This is a genomic window from Natrialba swarupiae, from assembly GCF_008245225.1.
Lineage (GTDB): Archaea > Halobacteriota > Halobacteria > Halobacteriales > Natrialbaceae > Natrarchaeobius > Natrarchaeobius swarupiae.
Map to the genome: position 1 here is coordinate 1 of NZ_VTAW01000052.1, position 11466 is coordinate 11466.

General features: G+C 66.0%; 11 protein-coding genes. 8 read left to right on the plus strand and 3 right to left on the minus strand.

Annotated elements, in window-relative coordinates; genetic code table 11:
- Window positions 1-210 precede the first annotated feature (210 nt).
- From FYC77_RS19495 to FYC77_RS19525, 7 genes are all read left to right on the plus strand, one after another.
- Complete coding sequence (locus FYC77_RS19495) at window positions 211-627, plus strand: DUF5778 family protein (RefSeq protein WP_149083162.1); 417 nt, start codon at window positions 211-213, stop codon at window positions 625-627.
- Window positions 628-703: 76 nt separating this feature from the next.
- Window positions 704-1819, plus strand: coding sequence for a siroheme decarboxylase subunit beta (gene ahbB, locus FYC77_RS19500; protein ID WP_149083163.1), 1116 nt, complete (start codon window positions 704-706; stop codon window positions 1817-1819).
- Window positions 1820-1854: 35 nt separating this feature from the next.
- Window positions 1855-2511, plus strand: a complete 657-nt coding sequence (locus FYC77_RS19505; RefSeq protein ID WP_149083164.1) for a precorrin-2 dehydrogenase/sirohydrochlorin ferrochelatase family protein — start codon at window positions 1855-1857, stop codon at window positions 2509-2511.
- Window positions 2508-3872, plus strand: coding sequence for a glutamyl-tRNA reductase (hemA, locus tag FYC77_RS19510; RefSeq protein ID WP_149083165.1), 1365 nt, complete (start codon window positions 2508-2510; stop codon window positions 3870-3872). The genes FYC77_RS19505 and hemA overlap by 4 nt, the downstream gene beginning before the upstream one ends.
- 96 nt (window positions 3873-3968) lie before the next feature.
- A complete protein-coding gene (locus FYC77_RS19515; protein WP_149083166.1) occupies window positions 3969-4250 on the plus strand; it encodes a 4a-hydroxytetrahydrobiopterin dehydratase in 282 nt (93 codons plus the stop codon).
- Between the two features lie 7 nt (window positions 4251-4257).
- The gene (gene lwrS, locus FYC77_RS19520; protein WP_149083167.1) at window positions 4258-4644 is read left to right on the plus strand and encodes an LWR-salt protein; all 387 of its coding nucleotides are present in this window, start codon (window positions 4258-4260) and stop codon (window positions 4642-4644) included.
- 50 nt (window positions 4645-4694) lie between these two features.
- Entirely contained in the window at window positions 4695-5324 is a 630-nt protein-coding gene (locus tag FYC77_RS19525; protein WP_149083168.1) for an HAD family hydrolase, read from the plus strand.
- 63 nt (window positions 5325-5387) lie between these two features.
- Here the strand turns inward: FYC77_RS19525 and FYC77_RS19530 are convergent, their stop codons facing one another.
- Window positions 5388-6386: a DMT family transporter gene (locus FYC77_RS19530; protein ID WP_149083169.1), complete on the minus strand. Its 999-nt coding sequence runs from the start codon at window positions 6384-6386 to the stop codon at window positions 5388-5390.
- 217 nt (window positions 6387-6603) lie between these two features.
- Here FYC77_RS19530 and FYC77_RS19535 point away from each other — a divergent pair, with 217 nt between their 5' ends.
- A complete protein-coding gene (locus FYC77_RS19535) occupies window positions 6604-7401 on the plus strand; it encodes a helix-turn-helix transcriptional regulator (RefSeq protein WP_149083170.1) in 798 nt (265 codons plus the stop codon).
- 25 nt (window positions 7402-7426) lie between these two features.
- Here FYC77_RS19535 and FYC77_RS19540 read toward each other — a convergent pair whose 3' ends face one another.
- Together FYC77_RS19540 and FYC77_RS19545 are read right to left on the minus strand one after the other, a co-directional pair.
- Window positions 7427-9007, minus strand: coding sequence for an HTTM domain-containing protein (locus FYC77_RS19540; RefSeq protein WP_149083171.1), 1581 nt, complete (start codon window positions 9005-9007; stop codon window positions 7427-7429).
- A 568-nt stretch (window positions 9008-9575) separates the two neighbouring features.
- Window positions 9576-11408: an L-aspartate oxidase gene (locus FYC77_RS19545; protein WP_202911877.1), complete on the minus strand. Its 1833-nt coding sequence runs from the start codon at window positions 11406-11408 to the stop codon at window positions 9576-9578.
- Window positions 11409-11466 lie beyond the last annotated feature (58 nt).

The window sequence follows — 11466 nt, forward strand, 5'->3', positions numbered from 1 at the left end:
TCAGGGACAGTGAACGCGAACGGTCGGTTCCGACCTACTGCGCTTCGCAGTTAGAGCGGGAGTCCACTGACAAGCCTCGGGGCTTGACCCCGAGGCAGTTGACACAATCCAGACTGCGAGGATGTCAACCAGCCGGACCGACAGTTTCGGCCGGAAGGTGACTCGAGCGAACCGTGACGGCTATCAGTGCGGCGACTCTCGTTTCGGACGATGGGAGACGCGAACTCGAGTCCGATCGACGAGGACCTCTACCGACGGACGAAGGCGCTTCTGGAGCCGGGGGAGATCGAACTCAACGGGATGATCGTACACACCGAGTACGACGGAAGCGAGGACGTCCAGATGATGCAGGCAACGATCGACGTCGGGGAGATCGTCGCCGAACGCGCCGGCCACGATCCGCGCGACTGTTACGTCTACTCCGGCAACGACGACCCCGATTTCTCCTCGAACCAACACCAGGGGCTCACCCTCGAGGACGAGGAGTTCGTCTGGGAGTGTCAACAGCTGTTGCGCGACGGCTCGTTCGACGTCGTGATCTACTTCGAGGCCAGCGCGGACCACGAGGCGATCCTCGAGGACGTTCGCAACCTGGGGTTCGAGGTAACTGGCGTCGAAGGCACGTAGTCAACTCGGCCACCGACGTCTCGTCGGCGAGGACCGGTCCGGTCTGCTTATAGTCCGCGACTCCCGAGATATTCGTATGGGCACGGACGCCGATCTCACCCGCCGCGAGCGGGCGGTTGTCAACGCCTACCAGGGTGGGTTCCCGGCCGTCGAGCATCCGTTCGAACCGGCCGCCGAGGCCATGCGCGAGCGCGGGGTCGACATCGAGGCGACGGCGTTGCTCGAGACGGTCCGCGACCTCGACGAGCGGGGCGTTCTCTCCCGGTTCGGGCCGCTCGTCAACGCCCAGGAGATCGGCGGCGCGGCGACGCTCGTCGCCATGCACGCCCCCGATGACGAGTTCGACGAGGTCGTCGAGCGGATCAACGCCCACCGCGAGGTCGCACACAACTACGAGCGCGAGCACCCCCACCTGAACGTCTGGTTCGTCGTGAGCGTCGCCGACGAGGATCGGATCGAGACGGTCCTCGAGGAGATCGAAGCGGAGACCGGCCAGGAGACGTACAACCTGCCCAAACAGCGGGAGTTCCGGGTCGAGGCGAAGTTCTCCGTCGACGGGCCGTTTGCCGAAGCCAGCGGCGAAAACGGCGATCGTGGCGTCGAAGCTACGGACGGCGAACCCGCGACCGCCGGTATCGACCTTTCCGCCCTCGGGCCCGGCGTCGAGGCGAGCGAGGCGTCGACGCTTACGCCGGCCGAACGCGACCTCGTCCTCGAGATTCAGGACGGACTCCCGCTCTCGGCGACGCCGTACGCCGACGTCGCCGACGCGATCGGACGGGAGACCGAGTGGGTCCTCGAGACGATCGCTCGCTTCGACCGCGAGGGGAAGATCCGGCGCATCGGCGTCGTTCCCAACCACTACGAACTCGGCTACACGGAAAACGGAATGACCGTCTGGAACGTCCCCGACGACCTCGTCGACGAGGTCGGGCCGGCGGTCGCGTCGTTACCGTTCGTCACCCACTGTTACGAGCGACCGCGCCACGAGGGGGTCTGGCCGTACAACGTCTTCGCGATGACCCACGGGCGAAGTGAGGCCGAAAGCGACCGTCGGATTCGACAGGTTCGCGAGACGATGGGCGACTACTGGGACGTCGCGGACGAGGACTGGGACTCGCTGTTTTCGACGAGAATATTGAAGAAAACTGGCATTCGTTTGAGCGAACGAATCGAGTCAACCACCAGATAGCAACGTATGGATACGAGCGTCCACCCCGATACGATATGATACCACTCCTCCACGATTTCGCCGACGCGACCGTGTTGATCTTCGGCGGCGGCCCGGTCGGTGCGCGAAAGGCGCGCCGGTTCGCCCGCGAGGCGACCGTCGTCGTCGTCAGCCCCGCGTTCGACGACCGGTCCTTCGGTGACGCCGAGTTGATTCGGGCCGCGCCGTCGCCCGACGGGATCGAGCAGTGGTTCGAGCGGACGACACCAGCACTGGTTGTCGCCGCGACCGACGACGAGCAAGTCAACGACACCGTCAGCGAGACCGCAGACGAGCGAGGGGTACTCTGTAACCGCGCGGACCGCTCGGGTGGGCGACGCCCCGGAAGCGTCGTCGTCCCGGCGACCGTCCGAGACGATCCCGTCGTCGTCTCCATCTCGACCGGCGCAACCGCACCGGCGGTGAGCAAGTACCTCCGTCGGGAGCTCGAGGAAACGCTTGCCGGTTCCGGCGAGGTGGCGACGCTGTGTGGTTACCTTCGCGAGGAGCTAAAAGCCAGGAGCGTCGAGCCGAATCGTCGCCGAAAGATCGTCACCGACGTCGTCAACAGTCCGGAGGTTTGGACAGCTTTACGTAGCGGTGATTCCAACACTCGTCAAGTGACCGAGGACGTACTCACCGAGGAGTTCCCCGCCGGGGGTGAGCGATCGTGATCCACGCTGGCGTCGTCACGGGTGCCCGCGTAACTCACGACAGCGCCTGCGTCGACGAACTCGCGGCCGCGAGCCCGGAGAGTCAGCGAGTCGGCGTCGAGCGGCTGCTCTCCGTACCGGACGTCGAGGAGGCGTACGTCCTCTCGACGTGTAATCGCGTCGAAGCGTACGTCGTCAGCCCCGACGCCGCCGTCGGCCGCGCGACCCTCGAGGAGTTCTTCGAGGGAGTCGACGACGACGCGATCGTCCACACCGACCACGACGATAGCCTCAGACATCTGCTTCGCGTCGCCACGGGCCTCGAGTCCGTCATCGTCGGCGAAGATCAGATCATCGGCCAGGTCCGGACGGCCTACGAGGACGCCCGGTCGGCGGACGGCATCGGATCGGTGCTCGAGACGGGAGTGACGAAGGCGATCCACGTCGGCGAACGGGCCCGAACCGAGACCGAAATCAACGACGGTGTCGTCTCGCTCGGCTCGGCCGCGACGCGGCTTGCCGCCGAGGACGGAGCGCTCGACGGAGCGACGGCGCTGGTCGTCGGCGCCGGCGAGATGGGGCGACTCGCCGCACGTAGCCTCGCCGACGCGAACGTCGGCGAACTCGTCGTCGCGAATCGGACGGCCTCTCACGCCGCACACCTGATCGACGACCTCGCGGTCGACGCGGACGCCGTTCCGCTCGAGGCGCTATCGACGGTCGTGGGCGACGCGGACGTCGTCGTAACGGCGACGAACAGCACGGACCCGGTACTCGGGCCGACTCACTTCGAGTCCGGCGGCGTCGGACCGGAAGAACCCGAAGCGAAGGCGGCGAACGACGAATGGCCAGCCGACACCGTGATCGTCGACCTCGGCCAGCCACGCGACGTCTCACCGGCGGCCGACGAGCTGTCGACCGTGACGGTCTACGACCTCGACGACCTCGAGTCGATCACCGAGGAAACCCGCGAGCAACGCGCCGACGCCGCAGACGAGGTCGAGCGAATGATCGACCACGAGTTCGACCTGCTTCGCGATCAGTTCAAACGCGCCCGCGCCGACGAGGTGATCGCCGCGATGTACGAATCAGCCGAACGGATCAAAGCCCGCGAACTCCAGACCGCACTCTCCCGGCTCGAGGGAGAGGAGTTCACGCCGGAACAGCGAGAGGTCGTCGAGTCGATGGCCGACGCGCTGGTAAACCAGCTGCTGGCTCCACCGACCAAGAGCCTGCGGGAGGCCGCCGCCGAGGACGACTGGAGTACGATCAGCACCGCCTTACAGCTGTTCGACCCGGAGTTCGGTGACGATAACTCCGCGACGTTGTTCCCGGCCGCCGGCGGCACCGAACCCCGGATCGGCGCTGCCGACGACGACTGAACCCGCGAAAACGGCTGTACGGCGCCGGAAACAGTTAATTGTCGGCGCTCTACCGGCGGCACAATCGTTATTTGATTGGCCTCCGTTCGACTGACCATGGGTGACGTACTCTCCGAGGACGAAATCGACGAACAGCTCCCCGACGGGTGGTCCCGAGAGGGCGACGAGATCGTTCGAACCTACGAGTTCGACGACTACCTCCGCGGGGTCAACTTCGCCCAGATGGTCGGCGAAATCGCGGAAGCGCAGTTTCACCACCCCGAACTGATCATCCGGTACAAGGAAGTCGAGATCCGACTCACCTCCCACGAAGAAGGCGGGATCACCGACGACGACATCGAGATGGCGGAACTGATCGAGACCGAACGAAACGCCTGATACGGCGATGGACGGACGATACGTCTTCAAGGCGCGGGTCAGACTCGAGGCCCCCCAAGATGGTATTTCCCTCGAGCCCGACACCGCCGAGACGACGGTCACGCTCGTTCACGAGGCCGCCCAACCGGGAACCGAGGGGTGGCTGTTCTTCCGTGATACGCTCTGGCGCGGCGAGGTCGGCGACGACGCGTACGCCCGGGAACTCGTCGAGGAGTGGCTTGAGGTGCCCGTCGAGGAGGTGTCGTTTCGCGAACTCCAGGCCGACGAGGCGTACGTCGCGGCGCTGAAAGATGCGATTGCGGACGACCTCGAGGCGTTCAACGCCGAGACGGTCTCGGAGGTGCTCTCGAAGTATCTCGGCTCGAGCATCCGGGTGGTCGACGGCGGCGAATAGTCTCGATCCGACAGACATTTAATCGAGAGTATCGTACTGTAGTGTCCTCAATGGTCTCCGAATACGACTTCTGGCTGCTCGACCTCGACGGGACCCTCGTCGACGTCGAGTGGTCCTACACCCGCGAGGTGTTCGACCGGGTCGGCGACCGGCTGGGCCGGGAGTTTTCCGACCAGGAAGCGGACATCATCTGGAACGGCCTCACCGGCTCTCGGGACCGCCAGCTCGAGGCGTGGGGGATCGACCCCACCGAGTTCTGGGCGGCGTTTCACGAAGAGGAAGATCCACTCGTCCGGGCGGAACAGACCTACCTTCACGACGACGCCGCGTTCGTCGCCGATATCGACGCACCCGTCGGGCTGGTCACCCACTGTCAGGAGTTTCTCGCCGAGCCAGTCCTCGAGAACGTCGGCATTCACGACTGGTTCGACGCTCGGCTGTGCTGTACCGAACAGACGGGCTGGAAGCCCGACCCGCAGCCAGTCGAGTCCGTGATGGCCAACCTCGGCGTCGGGAACAACGGCCACCGTGGCGTGTTAGCTGGCGACGGCGCGAACGACGTCGGTGCGGCCTGGAACGCCGGTCTCGACGCGATCCACGTCGAACGGGTTGGCCACGAGCGACGTGGCCAGTGCGTACTCGGCGACTACCGCGTTCGCTCGTTCGACGAACTGTTTTGACTCCGTTCCCTGCGCGATCGATCGTCGCGCGCTCGAGTCGGTCAGTAAACCGATGATCCCGTGTTAGTCCGACCGGTGGCCCCTGTGTTTCCTCGCGTTGCGTTCGTCGGTCGCTGGCGGTTGGTCGTTCGGAATCGATGGCCGGGTCCGTATCGACGAAACCGTCGAGCGGACGTCGATCGAACCGCTCCCGACGATCGCGAAGCCGGCGAAGATCGCGAGGAAGCCGACGATCGCACTCCCCGAGATCGACTCGTCGAGCACCGCCCAGCCACCGACCGTCGAGACGGCGGGGACGGCGTAGAAGACGAGGTTCGCCCGGATCGCACCGGTCGAATCGAGCAGGGCGAAGTAGGCGATGTACGCGATCACGCCGGCGAAGACGCTGACGTACGCGAGCGCGACGACCGCCTCCGTCGTCCACGCAATCGACGACGCCGACTCGCCGGCTGACCACGACAGGACGTGAGAGACGAGCGCGGCGAGGGGGAGCCCCCAGGCGATTCGGACCGTACTCGAGAGCGTGGCGTCGGCCCGGCGGATCAACACGGCACCGAGGGCGGCGCTGACTGCGCCGGCGAAGAGGATCGCTCTGCCGACGGCGTCGCCGCCGAGGACGGTCGCCGAAGATGGGTCGACGACCAGCGTGACGCCGACGAGTCCGAGGCCGATCCCTGCGACGCCCCGCGAGGAGAGTCGTTCGTCCGAGAGCAACGCGGCGGCGAACACCGGCGTCAGGATCGGGTTGAGGCTGAAGACGATCGCGGCGACGGCGCTCGTCGCGTACTGCTGGCCGACGAACAACAGGGCGTTGGCCAACCCGATCACCAACACGCCAGTCGCGAGGATCCCCGCGACGTCGCCGCGGGTCGTCGGCACCAGTTCATCACGCGAGAACGTCGTGGCGACGTAGGCGAGCATGAGCACCGCCGCGACGTCGAATCGCAAGGCGACGAACAGCAGCGGCGGAAAGTACTCCAGACCCGCTTTCGCTGCGACGAACGTCCCACCGAAGAAGAGACTCGAGAGCGCGAACAGGGAGAGCGTCCGACGATCCATCATCGGTGAATCACCGTCCGTAGCCGACGGAAGGGCGAACCGAGATAGAGAGATCGGAGGTGCGTCGGCGTCATGAGAACTGATACGGGCCCGAATCGGATAGGGTAGTTCAGAAAATGTTTCACGACGACGCCCTCAAGCGTCGGGTCGCCGCGGTTTCGCTTCGTGCAATCCGTTCAGGGGGCGAAAATCGTTTATCACGGGGGAGACGACACGTGATATGGAATCGTCGCTCGAAGAGATCGAGTTTCTCGCGCTCTCGGCCAACCGCGTCGACGTGCTCCGATTGCTCTCGGAGGACCGGCATACGCGCAGAGAGCTCGCGGAGGCGACCGGCGCCTCGCAGGCGACACTCGGGCGGATACTCGGCGACTTCGACGAGCGGTCGTGGGTGAAACGGGACGGAAGCGAGTACGTCGCGACCGCGACGGGACAGCTCGTCTCCGCGGGGTTTACGGACTTACAGGAGATCCTCGAGACCGAACGGACGCTCCGAGATATCGTCGAGTTCCTGCCGACCGAATCGCTCTCGTTCGATCTCCGCCGGCTCTCGAACGCGACGATCACCACGCCCAGCCAGACGCGTCCGAACGCGCCGTTACAGCGACTCCTCGAGTTGCTCGAGGGCGCCGAGGAGGTACGGACGGTTTCCCACGCGTTCAACGAACAGACGCTCTCCGTCGTTCGGGAACGGACCCGGGCGGACGAACAGACGTTCGAGGGCGTCTTCTCCCGGAGCGCAATCGAGGCGCTGTCCGAGGAGTCGGAGCTCCGACGGCGACTCGAGGACCTCCTCGAGGCCGACCGGGCGGGCGTCAGGATCACGGACGAGGAGGTGCCACTCGCGGTGATGGTCGTCGACGACGTCGTCTACCTCCTCTTGCGCGACGATCAGGGAATCCTGCGGGCCTCCGTCGACGTCGAGGACGAACTCGTCCGTTCGTGGGCCACCGAGACGATCGAGGAGTACTGGACTCGTGGGGAGCCCCTCGAGGGCGACTCGCTCGAATCTGAGTGAGAGCAGGTAGAACGGACAACGACCGTCAAGACGGCGGTGGTGCGATCTCCTCGGGTTCGTCGTCACCACAGCTGTGGCGGGAGAGCAACGTCGCCTCCCGCGTTCGCTCGGCTGGCTCGTCGATCGTCTCGAGCGTGACCTCTTCCTCGATCAGGTACATCTCGAGGTGTGTGATCGCGTTCTTACCCTCACTTTGGTCGCTACAGATCGACTCGGCGAGTCGGACGGGGGCGTCGGGGTGGTCCGGTGCCGCGACGCTGTTCATGTAGAATCGTTCGCGGTAGGTGCCGTACTGGCGCTGGAGGTCGTCGGCGGGGCGCTCGTAACTCAGGTCGCGATCGTTGTAGACGTCGACGACGTCGCCGTCGGCGGTCTTCGCGGGGAACACGTAGTAGCGGTCGGTCGTCCGCGGCTCTGGGGCGAAGACGTACCAGTCGGTCTGGTGGTCGACGACGGCGGCCGTCGCGGCGTCGATCTCCGCGGCCGGGCTGGCGTCCCCGTCGACTACGCCGCCGGCCGAGAGCATCGAGACGAGCAGAACCGTCACGAAGACGGCGACGAGCAGCGAGCGGGTCGCGTCGCCGGGGGACCACGGGATCAGCGCGTTCGGGTCGAACCCGAGGCCCGGCCGCGGAACCGCCCGCGCGATCGACTCGAGTCGGACGCGGGTCGTCTCGAGGGGCTCGGTCGGAACCGGGAACCGCCGCGCGACCCTCGAGCAGTCCGCCCAGAAACTCGACTGGAGAAAGAGGACGACGCCCGCGATCGCGACGTAGGCGAACGCGCCGATCCGGACGGTAAGCGCGAACGAGAGGTGGGCCGTGACGAACGCGGCGACGAGCGTGGTTCGAAGCCGGCCGCGGGCGAGCAACAGAACCGACGAGAACGACAGCATGAGAACCCAGATGAGACCGCCGATCTGCAGGGCCGTCGGGGCCGACCGGACGAGATCACCCAGCAGGAACGTCATGTCGTCGAGGCCCAGAACCAACACGGCGGCCTCGCCGGTGAGCCACAGGTCCGAGGCAGTCTTGTGGTAGCCGTTGACCGTGTACATGGTGATCATCTGGAGGAGGACGAGCGCCGATCCGAGACTCGCGACGGATCGACGGGATGGCCCGTCGGCGTGGACGGCGTCGATCGACCACCGTTCGCCCAGCGGGAGGAGGGTTGCCCAGAGGAGCAGCCAGGCGAAGAGGACGTCGGCGTAGCTCAACACCAGTGGGTTGGCGAGGTCGAGCGAGACGACGAAGACGAACGAGAGGACGGTCGCGGTTCTGGTCCGGTAGCCGACGAGCAGCGCCAGCGCGATCAGCCCGTGGACGACGAACAGCGCCGCGGTGACGGCCGGTTCTGTGGACAGAAGATAGATCGAGGGTGCCTCGAGCGGCGCGGTCTCCCTCGCGAGGTCGTGTGGAACCAGGCCGCCGTCGGTGTAAAACGTCGAGAAGTTTCGCGAGCGAAGCAGGAGGTCGGCGAGGATCAACAGGGCGAGGGCGACGCGGAAGACGGCGAGCGTACGGGTGTCGAGACGCACGCAGTCCCGGAGATATCGTCCGACGGTTCCGCTTGGCTCGGATACGCTAACCCACAACCCGTCTCCCATCGGGTTACGTCCCGTTCGGTACGGTCATATGCCTTGTCTTCCGCGGAGAGCGAAATCGACGCGTCTGCGACGGACCGGCTGGGTGGCCTACGAGACTGGCGGACGGGTCGTCCGCTCACGACGGCACAACAGGTCCGTTCTCCAGAAACTCGAGTTCGACGACAGAATGGGGTTTACCCCCTCGCTGCGTTGACGATCGTCTTCGTCGTTCCTGTCCTGCCGATGGCACTCGAGTTGCAGTGACAACAGATAACCCTCGACGACGAGGTCGCACAGCGGTGGTTCTACGGCGGGCTGTCGATGTACCTGCTGGTCACCCTCTCGCTGGCGGCGCCCTAGAGCGTCGACGGGACGAGCCGGCGTTTTTTTGCGGCGAAAACGGCGTTTCCCAGGGCCGTTCTCGGCCTCGTCTCGATCGTCTATCCGGCCGAACTCCGAACCGTACACGCGCAGTCGCCGGAGGGGGAGGGTGATTGTAAGCGCCGTCGCCCGTTGTGGCGTCCCCGACGCCGATCTCGGCGAGTACGACCGCTGTGGGGGACGCGGGAGCTCAGACATCGGCACACGGTCACTCCAGTTGATGGTAGTCGAGTGTGTATCCTGCCTCGAGGGCGTCTCGAACCGCCTCGCTCGGCGTTCCGACGGGATCGGTCGACAGGCTCATCTCGCCGACGCCGTCCGACCGGACGACGACGTTGTGACGCTGGCTCGGATCCGACTCCGGATGGTCCGTCCGGACGTGTGCGCCGCGTGATTCCGTCCGCATCTCCGCGCTTCGTAGGATCGCGTCGGCGACGACGAGCCCGAATCCGAGGTTCAGGGCGAACTCGAACGAGCGATCGGTCGTCGACCCGACCGAGAGATCCGCCGCCTTCCGCCGGATCGTCTCGAGGGCGTTACGCCCAGCGGTGATTCCCGCACCGTCGCGGAGGATGCCGGCGTGCGTCCAGAGGAGTTCCCGGAGCTCGTCGAGCAACGCCTCGGGGTCGTGGGTACCCTCGTGTGTCGCGAGCGCCTCGAGCGCGCCGAGGTGCGCTTCGGCGAGCGCATCGATCGTGTACAGGCCGGACTGGGGTTGGCTGTCGGTACCCTCGTTCAGGCGCTCGGCGATGGCCTCGCCGGTGACGGCTCCGTAGGCGATCGTTTCGGCGAGGGAGTTGCCGCCGAGGCGGTTTGCGCCGTGGACGCCTGCCATCGTCTCACCGATCGCGTAGAGGCCGTCGACGTCGGTTTCGCCGTCGTCGTCCACGACGACGCCGCCCATCCCGTAGTGGGCCGTCGGCGACACTTCGACCGGTGTTTCGGCCAGGTCGACGCCCAGCGTTTCGAACCGCTCGACCATCCGCGGCAGCCGCGTCTCGACGAGCGACCGGTCGCGGTGTGAGATGTCGAGGAAGACGCCGCCGTGGTCAGTCCCGCGTCCGGCCGCGATTTCGCTTCCGATCGCCCTGGCGACGACGTCGCGGGCGTCGAGTTCCATCTGGTCGGGCGAGTACCGTTCCATAAATCGCTCGCCGTTGGCGTTGAACAGCCGCCCGCCTTCCCCGCGGACGGCCTCGGTGACGAGTCGGCCGTCCCACTCCTCGCCGTAACGAGCCCCGACCATCCCCGTCGGGTGAAACTGCACGAACTCCATGTCCGCGAGCGTCCCGCCGGCCAGAAACGCGAGCGCCGGCCCGTCACCGGTGTTTTCGTCGTCTCGAGAGGAGTGTCGGCGGTAGAGGCTGGTGTAGCCCCCGGCCGAAAGCACGACGACGTCGGCCTCGATGACGACGAACTCGCCCGTCTCGAGATCGGTTCCGACGGCGCCGCGCACCCGTCCGTCCTCGACGAGCAACGACGAGACGAAGAGGTTCTCGCGGTAGGGGATCTCGAGTGCCCGCGCTCGCTCGACGAGCGTCTCCATCAGCGCCTCGCCGGTGTAGTCGCCCGCGAACGCCGTCCGGCGGAACGACTGGGCGCCGAAGTAGCGCTGATCGATCCGGCCGTCGTCGGTTCGGCTGAAATCCATCCCCCACGAGTCGAGTTCGCGGAGGAGCCCGGGCATTCGTTCGGTGACCGTCTCGACTTTCGACGGGTCGTTGACGTGGTGGCCCTCGTTCAGGGTGTCCGCCGCGTGGATGCTCGGACTGTCCTCCGGGTCGCGCGTTCCGAGCGCGCCGTTGATGCCGCCTCTGGCCCAGGTCGTGTGTGCGTCACCGTGGTCGCGCTTGCCGATGACCAGCACGTCCGCTGGGTCGACATCTCGATCGACGAGTTCGATCGCCGTCCGAGCGCCAGCAGCGCCAGCGCCGACGACGAGGACGCGGCGCTCGAGCGTCTCGTACTCGGGCATCTCCGCCGGCGGACTCGCGTCTCGTTGAGTGATCTGTTTCACGTCCAGAGGGTACCACAGAATCATTGACACACCTCGATCGTCGTTTTGCCAGGGTTAGCTCCTCGTTTGTAGTTGGCGATAG